The sequence below is a fragment of the Carboxylicivirga linearis genome, from assembly GCF_018271995.1.
Classification (GTDB): Bacteria; Bacteroidota; Bacteroidia; order Bacteroidales; family Marinilabiliaceae; genus Carboxylicivirga; species Carboxylicivirga linearis.
In genome coordinates this window covers 425474-450770 of sequence record NZ_JAGUCO010000002.1, presented here as the reverse complement: position 1 = coordinate 450770, position 25297 = coordinate 425474, and the positions used below count along the sequence as shown (strand labels likewise).

General features: G+C 36.4%; 14 protein-coding genes. 8 read left to right on the top strand and 6 right to left on the bottom strand.

Translation table 11 applies throughout. The features are described 5' to 3' along the window. The first annotated feature begins 99 nt into the window (after positions 1-99). Entirely contained in the window at positions 100-1080 is a 981-nt protein-coding gene (locus KEM10_RS05160) for an oxidoreductase family protein (protein ID WP_212214342.1), read from the top strand. Then, the gene (locus KEM10_RS05155; protein ID WP_212214339.1) at positions 1080-1931 is read left to right on the top strand and encodes an inositol monophosphatase family protein; all 852 of its coding nucleotides are present in this window, start codon (positions 1080-1082) and stop codon (positions 1929-1931) included. Before KEM10_RS05160 ends, KEM10_RS05155 begins: the two co-directional genes overlap by 1 nt. 43 nt (positions 1932-1974) lie before the next feature. Here the strand turns inward: KEM10_RS05155 and KEM10_RS05150 are convergent, their stop codons facing one another. From KEM10_RS05150 to KEM10_RS05135, 4 genes are read right to left on the bottom strand one after another with little or no spacing between them, the layout of a single operon-like run. Next, complete coding sequence (locus KEM10_RS05150) at positions 1975-2538, bottom strand: GNAT family N-acetyltransferase (RefSeq protein WP_212214336.1); 564 nt, start codon at positions 2536-2538, stop codon at positions 1975-1977. Positions 2539-2574: 36 nt separating this feature from the next. After that, entirely contained in the window at positions 2575-3885 is a 1311-nt protein-coding gene (locus KEM10_RS05145) for a TolC family protein (RefSeq protein ID WP_212214333.1), read from the bottom strand. A 7-nt stretch (positions 3886-3892) separates the two neighbouring features. After that, entirely contained in the window at positions 3893-7090 is a 3198-nt protein-coding gene (locus KEM10_RS05140; protein WP_212214330.1) for an efflux RND transporter permease subunit, read from the bottom strand. Positions 7091-7104: 14 nt separating this feature from the next. Beyond that, positions 7105-8145: an efflux RND transporter periplasmic adaptor subunit gene (locus KEM10_RS05135; RefSeq protein ID WP_212214327.1), complete on the bottom strand. Its 1041-nt coding sequence runs from the start codon at positions 8143-8145 to the stop codon at positions 7105-7107. Positions 8146-8378: 233 nt separating this feature from the next. Here KEM10_RS05135 and KEM10_RS05130 point away from each other — a divergent pair, with 233 nt between their 5' ends. After that, positions 8379-9287 (top strand): DMT family transporter, encoded by a 909-nt coding sequence (locus KEM10_RS05130; protein WP_212214324.1) that lies wholly within the window; start codon positions 8379-8381, stop codon positions 9285-9287. On the opposite strand, the gene KEM10_RS05125 is transcribed toward KEM10_RS05130, so the two are convergent. Then, positions 9288-9746, bottom strand: a complete 459-nt coding sequence (locus KEM10_RS05125; protein WP_212214322.1) for an SRPBCC family protein — start codon at positions 9744-9746, stop codon at positions 9288-9290. A 152-nt stretch (positions 9747-9898) separates the two neighbouring features. On the opposite strand from KEM10_RS05125, the gene KEM10_RS05120 reads away from it, so the two are divergent. Beyond that, positions 9899-10750 carry a restriction endonuclease gene (locus tag KEM10_RS05120; RefSeq protein WP_212214320.1) on the top strand — a complete coding sequence of 284 codons (852 nt, stop codon included), beginning with the start codon at positions 9899-9901 and terminating at the stop codon, positions 10748-10750. Positions 10751-10785: 35 nt separating this feature from the next. Here KEM10_RS05120 and KEM10_RS05115 read toward each other — a convergent pair whose 3' ends face one another. Beyond that, complete coding sequence (locus KEM10_RS05115) at positions 10786-11490, bottom strand: phosphatase PAP2 family protein (protein WP_244825564.1); 705 nt, start codon at positions 11488-11490, stop codon at positions 10786-10788. A gap of 171 nt (positions 11491-11661) precedes the next feature. On the opposite strand from KEM10_RS05115, the gene KEM10_RS05110 reads away from it, so the two are divergent. The 4 genes from KEM10_RS05110 to KEM10_RS05095 all read left to right on the top strand — a co-directional run bounded on the left by KEM10_RS05110 (position 11662) and on the right by KEM10_RS05095 (position 25297). Then, on the top strand, positions 11662-14181 hold the full coding sequence (locus KEM10_RS05110; RefSeq protein WP_212214318.1) for a DUF5686 and carboxypeptidase-like regulatory domain-containing protein: 2520 nt from the start codon (positions 11662-11664) through the stop codon (positions 14179-14181). Between the two features lie 489 nt (positions 14182-14670). Then, a complete protein-coding gene (locus tag KEM10_RS05105; RefSeq protein WP_212214316.1) occupies positions 14671-15330 on the top strand; it encodes a hypothetical protein in 660 nt (219 codons plus the stop codon). Positions 15331-15362: 32 nt separating this feature from the next. Further along, positions 15363-15503: a hypothetical protein gene (locus tag KEM10_RS05100; protein WP_212214314.1), complete on the top strand. Its 141-nt coding sequence runs from the start codon at positions 15363-15365 to the stop codon at positions 15501-15503. A gap of 95 nt (positions 15504-15598) precedes the next feature. Beyond that, a complete protein-coding gene (locus tag KEM10_RS05095; RefSeq protein WP_212214312.1) occupies positions 15599-25297 on the top strand; it encodes a T9SS type B sorting domain-containing protein in 9699 nt (3232 codons plus the stop codon).

The window sequence follows — 25297 nt, the reverse complement described above, 5'->3', positions numbered from 1 at the left end:
ATTGTTTAAGTTTCTTAACGAAATTCTACAGAAAGTTGTGACTTCTGACAGAAAACAATCAGAGTATTGTGTTTATATTTGTAGTTCACAGGTTTTATTATGAATAAACTCTTAGAGCATAAAATTGCAAAAAATATAGGTGCAGAAAATATTACCAGACTAGAGGTAATACAAAATTTGTGGAGTGGATATGGCGAGATAGTACGCTATAAAGTAGATGGAGGAAAAGAGAAGAGCATAATTGTTAAGCATGTAAAACTGCCCGATTCAGCCAATCATCCCAGAGGTTGGAATACTGATTTTTCACATCAGCGAAAAGTAAAATCCTATGAAGTAGAAACTCATTGGTATAAACAATATAGCCATAATTGTACTAATGACTGTAGGGTGCCCAAATGTCTTTTTCAGGAAGAACTCGAAAATGAAGTGTTGATCGTATTAGAAGATCTGGATGCTTCTGGTTTTCCTGTGCGCAAGCATTCTGTTAGTATAAAGGATATGGAATCTTGTCTGAGTTGGCTGGCTTATTTTCATGCAACCTTTTTACATAAAAAGCCTGTTGAGTTATGGGATGTTGGAACCTACTGGCATCTCGCCACTCGTCCGGATGAATTGGAAGTGATGGACGATCCTTTGCTGAAAGAAGCGGCTCCTCTTGTGGATCAAAAATTAAATGAATGTCAATATCTTACATTTGTGCATGGCGATGCCAAGTTGGCTAACTTTTGTTTCTCTGATGGGGATCAAGTAGCTGCTGTTGATTTTCAGTATGTTGGTGGTGGTTGTGGTATGAAAGATGTAGCTTATTTTATTGGAAGCTGTATTTACGAAGAGGAGTGTAAAAAATATGAACAACCATTATTGAAATACTACTTTAAACAATTACGTGAAGCTGTTGCTAAATTAAATATAGAAGTTGATATGGATGATCTTGAACAGGAGTGGAGAGACTTGTATCCATATGCCTGGACTGATTTTCATCGTTTCTTAAAAGGTTGGAGTCCTGATCATTGGAAGTTGAATAGCTATAGTGAAAAAATGGCCCGTAAAGTAATCAAAGAATTAGGAGTGACATTGTAATGGAATTAGATAAGAAAGATCTTCAGAAGTTAAATAATATAGCAAAAGAAGCTGCTGTTGAAGCCGGAAGTGTTATTCAGAGTATGATTCATTCTCAAAAGAGGCTGGATGATAAGAGCGGACACAGTTTGGCTTCACAAGTACTGACAGAAACTGATTTGAAATCTCAGGAAATTATATTTAATAAACTGACACCGACTATTGCTGAGTATGATTTGGGCTGGTTAGGTGAAGAATCAGAGGATGATGGCAGTCGGTTTGAAAAGGATTATTTCTGGTGTGTAGATCCGCTCGATGGCACTTTGGCTTTTACGGAAATGTATCCCGGATATGCTGTTTCTATTTCATTAATATCAAAACAAGGTAATCCTGTATTAGGAGTTATTTATATGCCTTTTAGTAAAACCCTGATATCTTCAGAAGATACTGAATTTCCTGTATCAGAAGAAGGTGCCAACGAATTGGTAATGTACTGCGATAAAAGCTTTTTACGTCATCCAAAATATAATAGAATCTTTCATAAACTGGATGAATATGCAAAAAGAATAGGTTTAAAGCGATTTAAGGTGATAAGTGGAGCAGGTGCTGTTGTGAATGCTATTAATGTAATTCAACATATCAATGCCTGTTATTTTAAATATCCAAAGCCCAGCAAAGGAGGAGGAAGCGTTTGGGATTATGCGGCAACTGTTGCAATTGGAAGTAAAACTAATTGTATTGTAAGTGATAGTAAAGGAAAAAAACTGGATTTAAACCGTAAAGATTCTGTTTTTATGAATCGTTCGGGTATTTTATATGCTAGCAACAAAGAACTCGCTGATTTTATCGTAAATCTGCAAGAAAATCTTTGAGTAGATTGATTTAAAATGTAAATAGAATTCACGATTCTATTAACTATTGTTCCAATTTATGCAATGTCAAAGAAGTGTCCTCTATGGGTGGGCGATCTCTTCTATTTAAGTTCATATCCAAGTAGGTTGAAGAAGTTTTAAACTCACCTAAAATAGTAAAGCCCATTTTCTGATAAAAATGCACTGCTCTTTTATTATTTTTCTGAACACCACCCCATAAATAAATGTTACCGGGTGGCATTAAACTATCAATGTCGTCCAGAATAAACTGCAGGAAATGAGTACCTATACCTTTATTCTGGTGTTCATCTGCAACGGAAGGAGCTAATGTTATATCATGGTAATTTTCTACAATACCATATTTCATCAAACGAGGTTTTTCGTGATCGAGCCAACCAATTTTGATGATGGCATAGGCAATTATTTTTCTTCTATAAAAGGCTGTATATAGTCTGAAACCAGGATTAGCAGCTAAATTATTGATTGTTTTAATTTCGAATGAATGAGGGCCAAAGCGTTTCTTTGTTGTATTGCTAAGTCCGCTTAAATACTCCAATAATTGCTGATTGTTTTTAGCTTTATGTATTTCAAATGAAATGCCTTTCATTCTAATTGGATGATAGTTACAGAAGTAAATCTATAACTATTCTCCAAATTCTGCAATAATACCTCCTGTAATTCTAATTAAGTTAGTATTGGTTTCAATTAAGTTATAAACTGATTGTATCTGCCTGATAGCTGTTTCGAGATAGGTGCGTTGAGCATTGCGAAAATCGAATGATGAAATTGCGCCATTACGATACTTCTCTGTTGAAAGATCCATATTTAACTGTGCAGTCTCCAGATTCTCGGTTTGTAATTCATATAACTCTTTTCTTACATTGTATAGAGCAAAAAAATCGTGTAGCTGAATAGTTAATTGAGATTTCATATCTGCCAATTGAACTTCGCCAATTTGCTCCTGTATTTCTGCAATTTCAATATTTCTATTTACCTGATTGCCGTTAAATAAATTATAACTAAGCGACAGGTTAGCAAAGGTAGAATAGGTGCCGCTAAAAGCTGCAATATTATCATTGGTATTTAAACCATCGGGGTAATAGTTGCTTGAAATACCGGTGCTAAACGACAACGTTGGGTAACGAGCCGATTTTTCAAGCTGAAGAGCTTTATCTAAAACTGATAAGTTAAGGTATTGATTCTGCAATGTGCGATTCTCAGTTGTCATTTTATCTATCAGTGCCGCCAACTCATATTCCATCAAGTCAGGTGTTAAGCTGCCTGTTATCTCAATCTCTGATTCGGGTGCTAAAGCTAAAAGGTACGTTAACTGTCTTTTGGTTGATTGAAGTGTCATGTCTTGATTCAAATAATTAGCTCTGTCCGTTAGCCAGTCGCCTTTAGCCTGAGATACTTCATAGGTTGATCCTGCTCCTAAATCGGCTTTGTGCTGAATGTAATCATAACGATCTTTCGACAAGTTCATCACCGATTCTAATACCTCTCTACGTTCCTGTTCTAATAGAACGTTGTTAAATCCTAAAATTATTGCCTGAATGGTGTTTTCAACTAAAACAGCTGCATTGCCTCCGCTTATACGTTCCAAATATTCCAAACGGCTTTTTCTGATGTTAACAGCGAAGCCATCGAATAACACCCAGTTGGCTTGCAATGAACCGGAAAAGTAACCGGTTTGATTCGTTTCGTTAAAACGATCGTTTAATGAGTTATTCATTCCCAATGAAAGAGAAATGGATGGCCACTTGCCTGCATTACCCCAGGAATTTTGTACCTGAGCAATTTTATAATTCATTTCGCCTATCTGAATATCAAAATTATTGGCAAGTCCTGTTATGATGGCATCATTCAATGTCATTTCTTCCTGGCTATATCCTCTTTGAGAATAAGCGCTTAGTAAAATGAGTGTGAAGATGTATATGATCTGTTTTTTCATTATTTTTTTAATTAGTCTGTTCTTGCATATCAGGATGTAATTGCAAATCTCGTTTGTGATAAATTGTTGCAGGCTCCACTTCTTCTCGTGTTGGCCAAACACCTGTTTTTATCCATCTGAAGGTGCGCAGTACATCGTTAAGTGCAAATATGGTTATAGGAAATACCGTTAGAATAAAGAACGTACCAAAAAATACTCCGTATGCTAACGCTACAGCCATTGGAATTAGGAATTGTGCCTGACGACTTGTTTCTAATATGATTGGGTATAAACCAATGGTTGTGGTAAGTGTTGTTAGTACTATTGGTCTGAAACGCGATAATCCCGCTTCAAAAATAGCATTGCGCACTTTGTAACCTTCTCTGATCAGTATATTGTATTTCGAGAGGAATACGACTGCGTCATTTACAATAACACCAGATAGAGCTACCATTCCCCAAACACTTAACATCGAAACCGGCAGGCCATGAAGTAAGTGTCCCCATGCTGCACCAATAAATCCCATAGGTACCATGGATACAATAATCAGACCTTGACCGGCAGACTTAAAATGGATCATGATGATGATAATGATCAAGGCAAATGCCGGTAAAAAGAAAGAACGCATTGACTTCATGTTTTCCTGTGCATTCTTTTGCTGTCCCTGATACATAAAACTTACACCTGGCGAATGAGCCAAAATATCTGGCATAATACTGTCCGTAATATAAGCCTGAATAGGTGGAACAGGGGTTGTAGGATTAACCAGATCGGCAGATACACGAATATCTTTCTTACCATTGAAACGGTTAATACTTACCGGTCCGCGAGTTATTTCGTAATCTACCAATTCTTTTAATGGAAACTCTCCTTGGGCAGTAACAATCTTTAGTCTTTCTAATTGACTAAAATCTTCCCGGTCTTCGGGTGGATAACGCACCCAGACTCTGATTTCATCTTTTCCTTGCTGTAGACGTTGAGCCTGCGCTCCAAAGAAACTACTTCTTACTTGATTAAGAATCATAAAATCAGTTAATCCCAGAAAATAGGCTTTGGGTTTTAATTTTATTTTTATCTCTTGCGCACCTAAAGCATTATCATCCACAACTTCGGTTAATTCCGATATCTTTTTAAGCTCACTCTTTAGGTTATTGGTAGCTTTTTCCAAAGCTTCCTGATTACTACCTAATAAACTTATTTCAATAGGACTTCCCCAACGATTGCGACCTGCAACGGTAAACTTATCAGCACCTGGCACAGTGCCAATTTTTTTACGTACCCGACTAGCGATATCAAAGCTTGAAATAGGGCTTTTTTCCAAATTTTTTAGATTTACCGAAACATGTCCGGCATGTGTTCCTCTTTCCTGACCACTGAACGATGAACCTGTATTTAAATAAGTGTAGATGATAAAGTCTGAAGTATCGTTATATTCTTTTTTCAAATCTTCGTTAACTTCCCAAGCAACCTTTTCGAAATATTGCAGTGCATCAAAAGTCTGTTTTTCTCCTTCACCAGGAGTAAATGCTACATTAATATCAAAATCATCCGGCGGAATACTTGGAAAAAAGGTGTACTTAATTAACTCACCAGCAAATAAACCTGCAGTCAATAAAATGGCAAATACCGGAAAAGCCAATGCGGGGAACCGCCATTTAAGAATAAATGACAGAAAGCGACCATATAATCGGTCTCTTAAAAAGGCAACGAATTTTTCAAGTCGGTTTCTTACTTTATTTCCAAAACTTACATGATTGGTAGTTCGCTTTAAAATATGAGGTGTTCCAATATGAGCCGGTAAGACAAAAAAGGCTTCAATCAGCGAAAAACCAAGGCTGAAAACTACTACAAAGGCCATCTCGAATAAAAACTCCATGTTTCCTTCCAGTAAAAATAAAGGAACAAAGGCCAGGATAGTGGTAGTAACAGATGTGGTTACCGCCGGCAATACTTCCATGGTTCCATCAATTGCTGCTTTCATGGGAGTCTTGCCTTTTTCGAAATGGCTAAAGATATTTTCGGCTATTACAATTCCATCATCTACTATGATACCAATAACTAATATCATCCCGAACAACGAAATCATATTAATGGTGATACCGTATAAGTTGGCTGCGACAAACATTGCCAAAAAGGAAGCGGGTATTCCCCAGGCAACCCACAGTGACAATCGGAAACTAAGGAATAATGCCAGAACAATAACAACAAGTATTAACCCCATAAATCCGTTTTGATATAATAGGGAGATACGGGAATTTAGCATTCCCATAAAGTCAAAAGATACAGATATCTTGGCATTGGGATATAGCTCGTTAAATTCTTTAGCATATTGGTTGATGTACTCTGAAATATCCTGTAAATCTTCAGTGATTAGCTTACTTACCATTATGCTGATAGCCGGCTTGCCGTTTAAGTATGATTTGTTAGGAACATCTTCGAACTGTGTTTTAACTTCGCCAACATCTCTAATGCGCACCAGACTTCCATCTTGTCTTGCCTTTATAACCGTATTACCTATAATTTCTGTATTCACGGTTCTGTTACGCGATCGAATATAAATCATTCGCTGATCATTCTTCAGCATTCCGCTTGAGACATCACGGTTTGTTCGGGCAACAGTGGTACTTACTTCTTCCAGTGTTATACCGTAACGTATGAGGTTTTCCTCTGAAATTTCAATAGCTATTTCGGTGGCTGGTATTCCGCTAATGGTAATCTGACTCATCAATCCGGAAGCCAGAAAATCATCTTCAATTTGATAAGCCAGCTTCTTCAATTTCATCAGTTCCATGTTGCCGGACAGTCCCAATCGCATAGCAGGCGTAGTAGTGCGTTGCTTATAAACAATTGGACGTTCAGCATCTATCGGCATACTGGTGATACCGTCCACGGCATTTTTTACTTCGGTTAAAGTTTCATCAATATCAAATTTGCCCGTGGTTTCGATAGTAACACGCGCTGAATTTTCTGAAGAGGTGGAAGTTATTTCTTTGATGCCGGCAATTCCTCGAATGGCTTCTTCTATTCTGGATGTTATTCCTTCCTCCATTTCAATGGGTGAGGCTCCTGGATACGCTACCGTAACGTATATCATCTTAGATTCTCTTTCGGGGAAAAAGGATTTACTCATCGAAAAGAAACTTATTCCACCAGCTAAAACTAAAACCACCACAACAAGGTTGGCATAGAAAGGGTACTTTACAAACGATTCAACTAACTTTCTCATGTTGTAACAGAACTTTATTTGATGGATTCAAATTCGAGGTAATCAGTTATTCCCATGATGGGTTCAGTAACTACTTCTGAGCCTTCGGGAATACCTTTAATATATACCGTTTCGTTATTGTAAAATACTTTTTCAATGGCTTTAGCTTTCAGTTTTTTTGCCTCCAACACATGAACATAGTTGCCGTTAAAGATAGCATCTCGGGGAATGCCAATTACCTGATTAATTGCTTTACCTTCGATATGAGCAGATAGGTACATACCATCGTACAAAGGGTGATCAAATGTGCTGGGAATAGAAATATAGACACTAACAGATTGAGTAGCCGCATTCATAACTTCAGCAATGCGATTAACTGTTCCGGTCCAAAATAATTCTCCCTTTTTGTTCTTTATTTGCACCTTCATGCCAGGTTTAATAATGTCAATGTTTTCTGAGGCAATCGGCACTTCCAGTTCAAATAAATCAGTACGCGTAAAAGTAGCCAATTGAGTGCCTGGATTAATTGCAGAGCCCACTTCGAGGTTAACCAGCTTAAGTGTGCCATTAAAAGGGGCACGAATATAATGTTTCATTAATCGTGCTTCATTACTCTGAATGGTATAATAATCATTTAAAATGCTTTTAGCGGCTAAAAATACCCGCTCTTTTGAGTTGGTAATTTCAGGTAATGAAGGAAGGTTCTGGTGGGAATGAATCTTTTCAAAAAAAGAAAACCATTTATCGTACGATTCAGGAAAATCAATCTTTATATCAGCCAGACTCGCTGCAACGTTCTGCATAAACTGACTTCGAGATGCCTGTAATTGAAAAATAAACTCTTCGTTTTTTACAACCACAATCAGTTCCCCTTTTTGAAAGGAAGCACCATTTTTAAATAATTTATCACCTTTGGCTAAGCGACCGCTTACTTCACTACTAATAATAATTTCATCAAAAGCAGTTATTCTTCCTGATGTTTCAATAGTACCGGGTAAGTCTTTGTAATTTGCGGTTATAGTATGAATTCCTCTAATTGCTTTTTGCGGTAAGGCAACTTTAGGTGGTTGTTTCATACTTTTAAATATAAAAAAGACCAAAATGCCTAGGGTTACAAAACTTAGAATAGATAAAGTATTGATTATTTGCTTACGAGACATGGGTTTAAATTGTTAATTCATGATTTTTGTTCAAAAGTATACATTTTAGATAGGTTTCTATCTGATGGTTAAATAAAAACTTGTTAAGCAGCTGTTAAAAAACAGCTGAAGTACGATTTTGGTTGTGAGTAAAGTGCTTACTTTGCGGCATGGAACAAATCTTTCTTTCGCACAAAGGTGAAGTGGCTGCTTTACTAACTGCGGTATGCTGGACTTTTACTTCACTGGCCTTTGAATCGGCCGGGAAAAAAGTCGGATCTATGTCAGTAAATCTGATTCGATTGGTAATGGCAATATTCTTGCTAGGCAGTCTGTCTTTTATTCGTTTCGGATATTTCTTTCCAGAAGGTGCAACAACTTCTCAATGGGTTTGGCTTTCGATTAGTGGTTTGGTTGGATTTGTTGTTGGTGATTTGCTTTTATTTCAGGCTTTTGTTGTTATCGGGGCACGCATATCAATGCTTATAATGGCATTAGCTCCTCCTTTGGCTGCCTTGTTTGGATGGATCATTTTGGGAGAACAACTCACTTTAGGTAACATATTAGGTATGGTGGTTACCATTTTTGGAATATCACTGGTTATTTTAGGTAGGCCGGTTAAAGGCAAGAGGATTCAGATAAAATATTCGGTTAAAGGTATATTACTGGCTTTTGGTGGCGCTACCGGGCAAGGATTGGGATTGGTTTTAAGTAAGTTGGGGATGGGTGATTATGATCCGGTTCCGGCAACTATGATCCGTGTGATTACCGGCGTAATTGGCTTTTCTTTTATATTTATTTTTACCGGACATTGGCCTAAAGTAATAAAAGCTGTTAGGTATGGAGCCGCCATGGCTCGCATATCTATTGGTGCTTTCTTTGGACCTTTTTTAGGAGTGTCATTATCATTGTGGGCAATTAAATATACCACAACAGGTGTAGCTTCAACTATTATGGCAATTGTGCCGGTTTTAATTATTGCACCCGCAGTTGTATTATTTAAAGAAAAGGTAACTATTATGGAAATAATAGGGTCCTTTATAGCAGTAGCTGGTGTAGTGATGCTTTTTGTATGGTAGCTATTTAAATAAGTTATTTAAAGCCTTTTCTCTGTAAATGAAGATGTTGTTTAATTGCTGCTTGATAAACAGGTGATTGGCAACTATACCGAATATACCTAAAGGTGGAGCGTAACTCACTATATCAGTCATTAAAATACCATTATCTGTGGGGGTAAGTATATGTTGATGGTGCCAAAGTTTATATGGGCCAATTAACTGAGTATCTACAAAATATTTACCCTCTTCAATATTGCTTATTTCAGTTACCCAGGTTGCTTTAAATGCAGAAAACAATCGAAGACGATAGGCAATTATCATTCCTTTATACATTTTATTCGGTAGATCGGGTGTGGTTATATGAAAGTTCATATGTTCCGGTGTGATTTTGCTCAAGTTCTCGGGTGAAGATATAAAGTTCCATAATGTCTCCTGTTTAGTGTGAACGAGTTGCTGTCTTCTAAATTGATAAAATGCCATTGATGAATTATTTATATGAATTTATTCTTTTCAGAAAAACAGGATGAATCTCATTTTGTTTATTCAAACATTTTAAAAGTTAAACATGAAAAAATTGTAGAGGTAGTTTTTCAATTAACTCTTTTACTATCTTTAAGCAAATTGAAATAATTATGCATACTAAACGTTTAAATGATTTTTTAATAGAAAAGGCATCGGGTGATAAAGTTTATTTTGAAAGTGAAAAGCTACTTTCTTCTTTGAAAAGATCCGGAGCATCAGATGAAATAGCCGAGACTATTTTAACGGCTGTTGGTATGATTATGCATGATGGTATTTCAACAAAAGTAATATATAACAAGGCATACGAAATACTTCGAAAACAAGAAACCAAAATTGCCGTTAATTATAGATTAAAGCAGGCTGTAGGTCAATTGGGACCGTCGGGTTATCCATTCGAACATTTTGTTGGGGAATTATTTAAGGCGCGAGGTTTTGATGTTGAAGTGGGTAAATTGGTGAATGGTTACAGTGTCCGTCATGAGATAGATGTTTTTGCAAAAAATGAGCACAAGCATATTTTTGTCGAATGCAAATTTCATAACTATCAGGGAACCAAGTCTGATGTAAAAGTGCCGATGTATATTCGCTCTCGTTTTGATGATATCAATAGAGCCCGTTCATACGATCATCAACTTAAAAATATAAATGCCGAAGGTTGGATTATTACCAATACCCGATTTACCGAGGATGCCGAAAAATTTGGTTCTGATTATGGTCTGAATCTGCTTGCCTGGGATTATCCTGCTAAAGCAAGCCTCAAGCAATGGATAGAAATGGAGAATCTGCATCCAATTACTTGCTTATCATCTATTACCCGAAAAGAAAAGACTGCATTGCTAAATAAGGGAATTGTAATGTGTAACGATTTATACAAAAAAGCCTTAGATAGAGAAATTCTTCCGGTGAAACCTCGTAACCTTAGAGCCTGCAAAAGAGAGTTGAAGGATTACGTGGAGAATTAATCGATAATAATGTGTTTTCACACCTAAGAGAACGACTAAGCAACTAATTTTAGCATCACTTTGGCAGCTAATAACAGTGTGCCTGTCATAACTATAATAGTGTAGAAGATAATGCGTGAGTCCTTTCCGAAACTCTCAGCTAAACCTGATTTTAACAAGCGTTTGTTATGATGCGAAATAACAATAAAACGTGTGATAACCCGCAAATATATTTCGTAAACGATACGAGCCAGGATAATACCCAAAAGACAACCTCCAATAATGTCGCCGGGAAAATGAACTCCCATATATATTCGAGAGTAGGAGTTTATTGCTGCCCAAGCAAAAATAATAAAGGTATAAGCCTTATTACGGAATAAAAGTGAGCTTAGCATTGCCAAGCCAAAGGAATTAGTTGCGTGTGACGATACAAATCCGTATGAACCTCCCCGTTTACCATTAATTAAATGAACAAGGTATTTCAACTCTTCATCGTGTGAAGGTCGCAAACGTTCAAAACCTTCCTTAAAAACATTGGTTGATATCTGATCGCAGAGAGCAACAAGTAATCCGAAAAACAACAAGGTTACAAGGCCTTTAATTCCATGATTTTTAAACAGAACATAGGCTATGCTTAGGTAAAGGGGTATCCAAACTTCTTTACTGGTAAACATCCAAAAGAAATTATCCCAATAGGTAGAGAAATGACTATTGAGAAACATCAGTAGGTCTTTATCAATTTCAATAAGCGTTGGAATCATTACTAGCTGTTTTTATTTTAGCCCGAAATTAGCTTTTTCTTGTTAGACTATTGCAATATTTCGATTCATACTTCAAATTAGTTGTTTTGTTACATTATGTGTAACAAAGTTGAGGGAGTTTAACTAATATTGTAACTAATTTAAGTTTTGCCAGTAGGTAAAAAGTAACTAATGAATTTCATTAACCTAAATACCCAAATATTGAGAAGTTGTCGTTTCATAAGCCTGTTGTTTTTGATATTGTGTAATGGATTTGCAATGCATGGGCAGCAAGAGGTCGAAGGTTTAGTTATTGATTCTAAAACAGACGCCACTATTCCTATGGTTAATGTTTACCTTAAAGGCACTACTTTAGGTACAATAACTGATTCAATCGGTTATTTTAAGCTTCAGCTGCGTTCATACAATGATACAATTGTATTTTCTTCAGTAGGATATCATAAAAAAGAAATTAAGGTAAGTAAAATCAAAACGCCATTTGAGGTATTTCTTAATCCCGATGAAATTAATTTAGGTGAAGTGGCTGTAAAACCAGACGATAGTTGGGTGAGGTATATTTTAAAGAAAATGGTTGAAGCCAAACCAATCAATAATCCGGATAAACATCCTTATTATTCCTATGAGAAATACACCAAGTGGGAGTATCACCTGGCAAATGTTGATAGTGCTTTAATGTATTCAGGACCTTTTAAAAATTACAAATCTTATTTCAAAACTGCTTTTGATGGCACAAAATATTTGCCCGTATATCTTTCTGAGCAGATTGTGCATAATCAGTTTCAGAATAAACCTTTAAGACAGAAGTCTGTGATAGTTGCTGATAATACTCAAGGTCTTGGTGTTTTAGGCGATTATGAAGTGGGTGGATATACAGCGGGACTCAATAATCAATACAATTTTTACGACAATTATATAAAGGTATTTGAAGAAAGTTTTGTAAGTCCGGCGGCTTCCAATGGTTGGTTTTATTATAAATATTATCTGGTAGATAGTATACAGCATGAGGGATATAAGCATTATCAAATTTTATTTACTCCCCGGCGAAAACACGACAAAGTGTTTAGAGGACATATGATTGTTGATGATAAAGACTTCTCAATTATAAGTATAGATGCCGCATTATCCTCAAAAACAAATATGAACTTTTTGAAAGAAATGCAGGTGAATGTTTCTTATGAAAAAGTAAGTGATAATCAACCTTTTTATAAAGACCAAAAAGTGTTTGCAACCTTCGATTATCTGCCTTTTGAAATACCCGGGCAGACCAATCGTATGGAATTAGAGTTTAACGAGTATTCATCCTTTACCAATGTTGATTTAAGTCCGAAAGAAGAGGTTAAGCTTAGTGCACGAAATTTGAGCTATGAGTCTGTTAAACTTGATGGATCATACTCTCGGGATTCATTGTATTGGGATAAAGCCCGTCATGTTCCCTTGACTGATATTGATAAGCAAATTTATGCCTCTATCGATTCAATAAATGAGATTCCTTTAATTAAAATATTGGATAATACTGCCCGCATGATGATGACTGGCTATTATGATCTTGGTAAGTTTGAGTTGGGGCCATATATGAATTTTCTACAGTTTAATAAAGTGGAAGGCGTGCGTTTGTTTGCAGGAGCTCGTACTAGCAAGGAAATCAGTACAAACTGGATGTTGTGGGGAGGATTGGGTTATGGTCTTCAAACCGAAAAGATGTCTGGATTACTGGGAGGGGGATATAAATTTAAGCATCCAAAGCGTAGGGTGTTAGAAGCATATTATGATGATAGATATATACGGATGGGTGAAAACCGAAAGATATTGTATCTGTATGAAAATATGCTGACTCCATCTGAGAATAATTTAGTATCAGCTTTTTTTGTGCGCGATCCATTTGATGAATTATTGCGTCAGAAAGAAGTGGATGTTAGTTATGAGCATGAATGGCGAACGGGTTTCACAACACAACTAAATGTGGGCTATAAATCTCAGTACTCACCTGAATATTATCCTTTTGAATATAAAGGCAGTCAAGTGAAGCATGTTAATATATATGAATCTACTCTTGATTTTCGGTTTTCGTTTAAAGAAAAGGTGATTGATGATGAATTTATGCGTCTGTATGTATCTACCGATTATCCAATAATACATGTTGCTTTTACGGCAGGACAGGCGCGGTATCTTGGGCAGAATGATGTTTATTCAAAAATACACACAACCTTTAAGCATCGTGTTTTTATGGGGCAGACTTTTTTTAAGTATGCTTTTGAGGCAGGGATGATTTTTGGTCGCGTGCCTTTTACCTTGCTGGAATTACCCAGGGGAAACGAAACCTTTGGGTACTATTTGTACGACTTTAATATGCTTAATTACCTTGAGTTTGCGCATGATAGATATGTGCACGCCTATTTTGAATATCATTTAAATGGGTTTGTGGTTAATCGAATGCCTTTGCTTCGAAGCATGGGATTAAGAGAAGTTTTATCGGCAAAATCAATGATAGGAAGCTTAAGTGATAAGCAGTATGATGGGATTACTATTCCCGCTAATGTTTCAGGGGTAGATCAACCTTATCTGGAGGTTGGTGCCGGTTTTGAAAATATTCTTCGATTGATTCGTATAGAAGCTGTCTGGCGAGTTACTCCGCAGTCGAAGTTAAATGTTCCTAATTTTGGTATTCGGGCTAAAGTGTCACTTAATTTATAGATAAGAAATATAAACAAACGCTTGTTTTATTGAGCCTGTTTCCATTTGGAAGCGGGCTTTTTTGTGTTTAAAGTTCTGTTTTTGAGTTTCTGTTAGAAATGATGCTAAAGCTTTTATGTGTCTTTCTATTTTGTCTAATCTTCATCTATTTATAGATACTCATTCCTAGTTACTAAAGTCATGTTTCTAAATTTTAAATACATCTAACGATTTTAATTTTTTACGATCTATTTTATTAATGGGACTATCTTGGTATTATTATTAATATCTAATAAATTATTGTTGATTGCTAAAATTAATATGGCTATTCTTAATATTAATGAACGTATCTAAAATATAAATGTAAGGATTTAAAAGCAAATTAGATTTGTTTTTTTTAAAAATATTTTAATAAAAATTTGGATTAGTTAAATTATTTTGTAAATATTTGTAATAATATTAAATCTATACTCTAAATTTTAAATATTAGAATTAAATATTAAGATTTATATGCATTATACTAAGCAAACGATAACATCATTTATTCATCAGGCAGGCATACTTGTGTATAATAGCAAGCATGTAGATGATATAAAGAATGCTGTAATGCAGTATGGTTATGATGAACGGCGGTTGGACGACGGTGAGCAGGTGTTTAAAATGTTAAAGGAGATTTCGTTTAAACAACATCAGGCAAAGTCTGATAAAATGGAGAAGTTTAAGCTGAAGCAGGATTTGCAATCAAAGATTCATAAAGAGTATATGAAGTATTTAAAGATTGCACGTATTGCTTTTGCGGAAGATTTTAAAGCTCGTAATGTTCTGATTTTAGATGGAGGGAGAGAACGTACTTATAAAGAGTGGTATTTTCAGGTGAGTGTATTCTGTTCTATCATGCTTAAAAATGATGATGGTTATCAGGATAGAATGGCTCAATATGGAATAGAGGTAGTCAAAATTGAAGATTTGCGAAAGCAGTTGGTAAAGTTAAATGAAGTGAATGATGAGTGCATTAAAAGTGCTGCAGAGCTAAAGCGACTTACAGCACAGCGGAAGAAGATGGTGATAAAAATGCAAAATTATGTCAGTGACTTTATTAAAATTGCTCGGATTGCTTTAGAGCATTCTCCCAAAGCTTTACAGAGTCTTGGGGTTGGTGTTAATAATTAATTATCAAAAATATTGAATGAGAAGCAGATTTAATGAAACAACTTGAATGGTGCTTCGTAGAAACGTTAATACTATTGAACAGAACATTTATTGCGACTTTTCAATGGTTTTCGGAAGATCAGAGCTGGAAATCATTAAATAAATGGAGAGCATGTGTTGGAATAGATGTTTAAATAATAGATTTAACTAACATAAAATGATGGTTAGTAAATATTAATTAACGTACGTAGTTGGATTGTGAAGTTGGGGATTAGATAAACAAACGTTTATGAAAAGAAATTTACGTCTTACGCTAGTAATTGCATTTGGACTTTTGTTTTTGTCAAATACTTTTGGGCAAAGGCAAAATGTTGCGAATGATCTTAAAGCAATAGGGGACTATCTGGGTACTCGTATTCCTGTGTTAAAAGGTGGTTATGGTACATTGCCAACATTAGCATCAGATTATTGTTCGATAGATGGTTTTAGTAAAATTGAAATTCCAGAAAACTCTTTGCCAGCTTATACAGCTACTGTTCAATGGCAAATGATTACAAATTTGGCTGGAGAAGGTACATTGGATCATCCTGGTTGGGGAGATGTATATGATACAGGTCTGGATTCATATCTTGAGTTTTTTCCAAGTAGAGTTGATAGAAAATATGATGGGGTTCCGGTATATATTATTATAAGAGCTTATGATGCTGGTGGAGTAGAAGTTGGTATCTTAACTGACTTTACTACAGTGTATATGTCTTCTGAGGAATATATGTTAACTAGTGATGTTCCAGCTATTTGTGCTGGAAATTCAGCCACCCTCACGCTTTCAAATTCTCAATCTGGATATAGTTATCAATTGCAGTTAGATGGTGCTGACGAACAAATGGCTATTAGTGGTAATACGGGGGTTCCATTGCAATGGACAGTTACTTCAGGTGGTACTTATACTGTAGATGTAGAGAGAAGTGGTGCTCCAAGTTGTGAGGTAACTATGACTTCTTCAGTTACGTTAATTGAATATTCTCTACCTTCTGTTTCTGCCGGTAATACAGGGGCTGTTTGTTTAGGTGAAGATTTCACACTTGAAGGTGATCCTGATGGATTAACAAATTACGCATGGACTGATGCAGGTGGAAATCCTGTTGGTTCAGTTCAGGATGTTACATTGTCATCAACAAGCTATGGTTCCGGTGATCATATTTTTACCTTAACTGTCACTGATAACAATACCTGCCAAAATACAGATCAAACAACAGTAACTGTTAATTCTATTCCAACAGTTACTTTGTCGTATAACGCACCTGTGTGTGTCGGTGGTAATTTAACTATCACAGCAACAGCATCAGGTGGTAGTGGTTCATATGGTAATTATGCATGGACTAAAGATGGAGTCTTGATTTCTGGAGAAACAGGTTCAACTTTAGTTATCGATCATGCTTCTTTAAGTGATGCTGCTCAGTATGGGGCTATTGTATCCGACGATGCCGGATGTTCCAGTCTTGAAAGTTTTGTAGACGTAACAATACAAGAGTTACCTAATCCAACAATAAATGGAAGTGCTGTTTCTGGTACAACTGAAATGTGTGAAGGTGAAACTTTAACACTTACAGGTGGTGGAGGAGCAAGTGGTGCTATTTATGAGTGGACCCTACCGGATATGAGTACAATACTATCGGATGTACTCACAATAAATAATATGGCCTCAACTGCACCGGCGGGTGAAACATATACTTTAAAAGTAATTGAAGGTACTTGTGAGGAGACTTTGGATTGGACGGTTATTGTGAATCCAACACCTAATGTTACTTTATCAAGTGATCAAACCAATGATGAATTTTGTCCTGGAACTGATGTTACTTTTACTTCCGGTGGAGCAGATGAATATATCTTTTATGTAAATGGAGTGGAAGATCAACCCCGAGGGGCCACAAATACATATACTAATAATACCCTAATTGATGGAGATATTGTAACTGTTGAAGGTTTTGATATGACGTATGCTACAGAGTGTAGCTCAACGGCAAGTATAACAGTTACTGTTTTTGAAGCGCCAACTGTATCGCCATCCTACGATCCTACATGTGATGGTAGTGATTTGCAGTTGTATTCCAATAGAGCAAATGGTACTGCTCCATTCACTTTTGGTTGGTCGCATGCTAGCAATGGTTTCGCAAGCTCAGATGAAAACCCATTTATCGCTTCAGTAGATAAGGCAACTTACGATGGTGGATATACGGTAGTTGTAACGGATGATAACTCGTGTACGCATTCAGCAACAGTTGATGTTGTGATAAATACATTGCCAACGCCTTCTATTAATGGCGATGTTGCTGTAACAACGACTGAACTTTGCGAGGGTGATGGTTTAAGCCTAACTGGTGGAGGAGGTACTTCCTACTCATGGTTATTACCAGATGCATCAACGGTAAGTGGATCAACATTAACAATACCTACAACAATTAAATTAACTCATGAGGGAGTTTATACATTAACTGTTGATGATGGCACATGTACAAATACCCTGGATCATAATGTTATAATTAATAGTAATCCTGTTGTAACATTATCGTCCGATCAACCGGGTGATGAATTTTGCATTGGAACAATGGTAACATTCACAGCGGGTGGAGCTGATGAATATATCTTTTACAAGAATGCAATCGATCCAGCCAATGTTGTTAAGCCAAGAAGTACAGATGATTTTTACGCTGATAATGCATTAGTTAATGGAGATGTAATTATAGTTGTTGGATATGATACAAGTTCATCAACTGATTGTAATGGAACAGCTAATGTTACCGTTACAGTTAATGAAGTAATTGCATCTATAAGTATATCATCACCAGGTTCTGAGATTTGTGCGGGTACACCAGTTACTTTTAATGCAAGTGCAGTGAAAACGCCAAATGATCCTGGAGCAAACTTCAATTATGATTTTCATAGAGTGCGTGGTGTAAATGATGTATCTGTGCAAAACGGTTCATCCAGTACTTTTACAGATAGTGCTCTTGAAGACGGAGATCAGATTTATGTAATTGTTACAGAAACAAACTCTGGATGTAGCGATAACTCAAGTAGTGTATCTATGACAGTGAATGCTAATCCTGTTGTTGAATTGACAGTTGATGCAAATCCTATTTGTGATGGCACCACAGCAACATTTACTGCAAATGTTACCAATGCATCTGCAAACGTAGTGCCTGCAAATTATGAGTTTTTTGTTAATAGTGTAAGTCAACAGAGTGGTGCAAGTAATACATTTTCATCAAGTACATTGTCTGATGGAGATTTGGTATTTGTAACAGTAATAACCACTAATTCTTGTCAGGCAAGTTCAGCTCCAGAATTAGTAATGACTGTTAATCAATTACCTGTTCCAACTCTATCGGGTAATTTATCACCTTGTGTAAATACTACTGAAAGATATACTACCGATTCAGGATTTAATAATTATATATGGAATGTTACCGGTGGATCTGTTGATGGTGGTGGAAATGGTTTCGATTATGTAGATATTAATTGGAATACAACGGGTACTCAATCAATTACTGTAAGTTATGAATCTGCAGAAAGTTGTGCGCCAGCAACACCAACTGTTCAATCTATAACAGTTAATTCTCTTCCGACTATCTCATTAAACGGAGATACCGATGTGTGTATTAATGGTACAAGTTCATACACTACTGAAACCGGTATGACTAATTATGATTGGACTATAGTTGGAGGAAGTGTGCAAACAGATGATAATAATGGTAATATAACGGTGATATGGGATGCTGCGCCCGGAAATGGTTCAGTAAGTGTTAATTATGAAAACGCAAATGGTTGTATTGCCAGCTCACCAACATCTTTAGCTATAGTTATTCACGATTTACCAAATCCTACAATAGTAAGTGGTAGTAACGATGTTTGTTTAAATTCTATTGAACAATATTCAACTCAAGGAGGATACGTTAATTACGATTGGACTGTAATAGGGGGCACAATAATCCCAACAGCGAATCCTGAAATCATTGATGTGGAATGGACATCAGTTGGATTACAGAGTGTTAGTGTTAATTACGAAACAATCAATGGTAACTGTTCTGCTGTTAGTCCTGCTTTACTAGAAGTTCAGGTTAACGATTTGCCTGTTCCTGCTATCACAGGTTCAGCAGATGTATGTCAGAATTCTACCGCAAACGTATATTCTACAGATAGTGGTATGTCTAATTATGTGTGGAGCATAAACGGAGGTACTATTGATTCCGGTAATGGAACTGAATCAGTTTCTGTAACCTGGAATACTTCAGGTGCACAATCAATTAGTGTTTCGTATACTGATGGAAATGGATGTGAACCTACTAATCCTACCGAATATCCGGTAAATGTAAATGCTCTACCAACGCCAACAATTACAGGATCGGCTACAGTTTGTAATGGAGTAACTGAAAGTTATTCAACTGAATCAGGTATGTCTAATTATGTTTGGACTGTTGGTTCAGGTGGAACTATCTCTGGAGGACAGGGAACCGAATCCATTACTATAGATTGGGCTACCAATGGAACACATACTATATCGGTAACTTATACCGATGGTAATACTTGTGATCCTATCACTCCAACATCAACAAATATTACTGTTGTTGATTTGCCAACACCAACTATTACTGGTGATGATACTGTTTGTGAAGGTCATACTATTACATACCGAACTCAATCAGGTGCAACAAATTACGATTGGCAAATTGTTGGAGGTACAATTCTTACAACTAATCCTGAATTATCAGATACAGTGGCTGTTATTTGGACAACTGGTGTGGATAGAGAAATTAGTGTTAATTATGAATTGGCTTCATGTCCGGCTGCAACCCCATTTGTACTGCCAGTTACTGTGAATCCTATTCCTACTGTTTCTTTGACTGGCCCAACTGAAGCTTGTTTAAATACAAGTGGTCATGTATATGTCACTGAATCAGGACAAAATAATTATCAGTGGACTGTGACAGGAGGTGTAATTACTGCCGGTGCAGGTACAGAACAAATAACTGTTACATGGGATGTAGTTGGACAAGGTTCTGTCGAAGTTAATTATGATAACTCAAGTGGATGTAATGCGGTTTCACCTACGCAAGTGGATGTTACTGTCCATCCTTTACCTGTTCCAACAATTACAGGGAATGCAACAGTATGTAATACTTACGCTGAAGTATATTCAACAGAAAGCGGAATGTCTAATTACAATTGGATTGTTACCGGTGGTGCTATAATTTCCGGTGATGGTACTGAAGAAGTTACAATTGAATGGAATACGGTTGGAACTCAAACTATATCTTTAAGCTACACCGATCCTAATTTATGTGACGTGGCTTCTCCAACTGTTCTGAATGTAGACGTACAAGATACACCAGTTCCAACTATCAGTGGTTCAGCAACAGTATGTAATAATAATATTGAAGTATACTCAACTGAATCTGGTTATCTGAATTATGTATGGACTGTTTCCGGTGGTACTATAATATCAGGTGATGGAACGGATGAAATTACTGTCAGCTGGGAAACTTCCGGAGCACAACAAGTAAGTGTAAACTACGAGTTTACAAATGGATGTAATGCTCCTTCTGCATCAGTACTAGATGTTACTGTTAATCCATTAGCAGGAGTAGTATTGACAGCATCACCAGGTTTAAGTGTGCTTGCTGGTACTGAAATTACCTTTGTGGGAAGCGGTACAGATGTTGTTAATTATGTTTATAAAATAAATGGAGTAGAAGATACTTCTCATGATGGTTCTGATACATACTTATGGACACCTGTCGATGAGAATGACGATCAAACTGTAATTCGTGTTATTGCTGAAACTAGTACAGGTTGTAAAGATAGTACTGAGTTAGTAGTGAGTGTGTTTGAAGGATTATTACCTTTTGATGTTATTGCATCAGCATCAGAGTATTGTGGCGATGGTACAGAAACAACTACTGGCATTAGTATTTATTTAAGTGGAGCACAGATCGGTATCACCTATGATCTAATTCGTGTATCTGATAATTCTGTTGTTTCAAGTATAGCATTCGATGGAAGTAATAATGTTGTTTGGGATGATATAATTGGTACTGTGACTTATAAGGTGGAAGCCTATAATCCAAGTGTACCAGCTGATCGTCTTGAAATGAATAATCAGGTAACCATTACCAGAAATGACTTACCGACAGTATTTGAATTAAGTCCGGCTATTGTAGAAACTACATGTACCAATGGTTCTGATGTTACTATAGATGGATCTGAAGTAGGAGTTGATTATTACTTAATGGTTAATGGCAATAATGTGGTTAGCGTAATTAGCGGTGATGGTAATTCTTTAAACTTTGGACCTCAAACTACAGTTGGAATTTATACCGTAGTTGCTATTAACTCAGTAACCGGATGTATATCAACTATGAATAACCAATATGAGATTGATGTTACGTATTCAGGTAATCCATATGAAGTGTATACGGATGCTAACATTGATCCGAGAGATGGTACATACTGTGAGGATGGTACAGGTGTTAATATCTATTTATCTGATGCTGACGACGGTATTGTTTATAGATTATACAGAGATGGTAGCGAGATACAAACTGTAACAGGGGTGGCTGGATCACCTGTCGATTTTGGTTTGCATACAATAGAAGGAACATATACTGTTGCTGTGGAAGAAGGAGGATGTTACTTCCCAATGGATGAATATGTTATTGTAACAATTCAACAACAACCAGTAGCATACAATTTAATTGCACAAAACAATATACCTAGTTATTGTCCGGGAGATGCCGGAGTGAAACTTTTATTGGATAATCAGGATGCCGGTGTACGTTATACTTTATTTAAAGATGGAGTATATGCCGAAGATATTTTATCTACAACCAGTGGTATGCCGTTAGAGTTTTCAGGTGATTATACTATTGGTGTGTATACAGTTACTGCTAATGTAGAAGGTTTGACTTGCGAAGCTTCCATGGCCAATTCACTGGAAGTAAGCGAAAATATTTTACCTGTGATTATTGATCTGCAAGGCGATACAGCTTTCTGTAAAGGTGGAGGAACAGCCATGTTATTTATCAATAATCCAGAGAGTGATGTAGATTATGAGTTAATGTTAGACAGTAATCCAACAGGAGATTTCGGTGTTGTTAGTGGTGCTCAGATAGTTTGGACTGTAGGAACTGAAGGCTTATACACAGTAAGAGCCGTGAAACAAAATCCAGACATTGCTTGTGAGCCAACAATTATGAATGGGGCTATCGATGTAACAGAGACTCCATTACCTGAAGATCGTATCCTTACAGTAAATCCAGGAACAGATTGTTCATTAGGTACTGTAATTACAGTTCCAAATTCAGAAGTTGGAATTACTTATGTTCTTGTCAATGTTGCAACCGATATGCCTGTTCCCGGTTATGAAATAATTGGTGATGGTGGTAATATATCATTTGCGGAATTATTTGATTCTGATGGCTATTATAGAGTTGAAGCCTATAATGGTACATGTATGAGCCTAATGGAAAACAATACAGGTGATAATCCTTTGATTCATGTTCAGATACCTGGTGTTGTGGGTAAACGTGTGGTTGATTATGTGCCTTCAGGACCTATATGCGTTGGATCAGGAAGTATAACAGTAAGAGTTCATAATCCTGAAGCAGATGTTGATTATGTGTTGTATCGATTAAGTAGTCAGGGGGATAGTATTGCAATAGATACATTGTTACAGTCTCATTCTACTGATCCTATAGAATTCGAAGCATTATTTGCTGAAGGAACGTATATGGTTATTGGTTACGACGATGTAATTACTGACTTTGGCGGATGTAGTAACGAAATGTTAAATCGTGTGGATATTGCATATAATCCACTACCAAAAGCCTTTAGGTTGTATGGTGCTGAAAAATATTGTACTGATGATCCTGCTGTCTTAACATTGGATGGATCAGAGTTTAATTATGAATATATCCTGTTACGTAATGATGGTACAGGTAATGTACCAATAGAAACTGTTTATGGTACAGGTAACGAGTTGGAATTTATCCCAATTACCGAAGATGGGTCTTATACTGTTTATAGTATGTCTCCGGAGGGATGTACTTCAAGTATGCGTGATACTGTAAATATTGAAGTCGGTGTTGATATACTTGAACAAGACGTTATCGATGGTGATGTATTTGAATATTGCTCATCTGAAGAAGGTGTAATTATTCAATTGTCAGATCAACAAACTGATGTGTTATATATTGCAGTAGATGCCGATGGCGAGGTGGTTGCTGAAGCACTTGGAGGAACAGCTGGTTCACCAATTGATATGGGGCCTTTAACTGACGGAAAATATGCAATTTGGGGATCCTATAATGAATTAGGATGCCGAACCTTGATGAATAGCACTGATTCTGTTGAAATTATCGGAATTGCTGAACCTGAAAGTAAGATTGTTTCTTCAGATGCATATAGTGTATGCGGATCGACAGGAACAACGATCAGGTTATCAGAAAGCCAGGTTGGTATTGAGTACTATATTGATAATGGAACAACACAACGAGATACTTTAACTGGTGATGGAAATGATTTATCATGGAATGTATCAGAAAGTAGTCAAGGACTTGTTAGTTATCAAATTATAGCAATAGCTAATACAACCTGTAATGCAGTTATGGGTACAATAGATATTACCTATAAAGATGGTCCATCGGATTACACAATGTTTGCTCAATCTAATGGTACACAGGTTTCTGATACTGCCCGTTATTGTGCTAATGGAATGGGAGTTGAAATAGGAGTTAATTCAACAGAGGACGGAATAGCATATATACTTTACCGAGATTTTACTGATGATATAGGTTATATAAGTGGTGATGGTAGTAACAGGTTATTCTCTGGCTATTTTATGGGAGCCGAGTCTGATACTGTTGAATACTCAGTTCGCGCTGTAAATATTGATACAGGTTGTGAAGTGTGGTGGTCTGATACAATTCAGGTTATTGAGGATGCTTTACCTACTGTATTTGATTTAGAAATGAGATTGGGTAATGGTGACAACTTATTTGATTGTTCTGAAATTTGCCAGGGACAAGTAGGTGTTGACTCGTTAGTACTTAATGGATCAGAGTTAGGAACTAGCTATGAGTTATTAATAAATGATACTTCGTTTATTCCTGCAGTTGATAGTCTGGGAACTGCTTATGCCATCAATTATGGTCCTCGAGATTTACCTGGTTATTTTACAGTTCAAGCTGTTTCGGAGTATGGTTGTGTATCGATGATGAATGGAACCATCCAATTATATCAAGAGCCACTTATTGCGATCAATGATACTTTAATGATTAAGAGTGGATTAGTTACTGATAGTATTGATGTTTGGGCTAATGATATTAAAGATGAACAACTACTTGATAAAATTGGAGATAACATCGCATTTGAATTATTGTATTTATCTGCAAGTGGTGAATTTACTCAAGATCTTCAGGTAACTACTGATTATGGAAATAGAGTGAATATTAACAGTCGTGGTAAATTAGAATTCAAAAAATCTCCAACTTTCTACGGTAGAGATACTGTTAGATACATTGTTCGTAATACTGAATATACAGAAAGAATAGATACGGCTTATGTATACTTCTTTGTTGGAAATATTGATGTGGATGATGATAATAGTATTTTAATTCCTAATGCTTTTTCACCAAATAGCGATAATATAAATGATCGGTTTGAAATTGATGGTGAGTTTAAAGATCAGGTTGCAGAATCAAAACTGGAAGTTTATAACCGCTGGGGTACAGTAGTATACCGATCTAAAGGTAAGCAGTATGATAATTCGTGGGATGGGAAATCCAATGCCGGTGCAATGGTTTCAATAGGTGATAACTTGCCGGACGGTACTTATTTCTATGTTTTTTCTATTAAGATTAATAATTCTGAAGCGGGCTCAACAAAGGTTGAAACCAGAGAGTATAATGGTTCAATTGAATTACGACGTTAG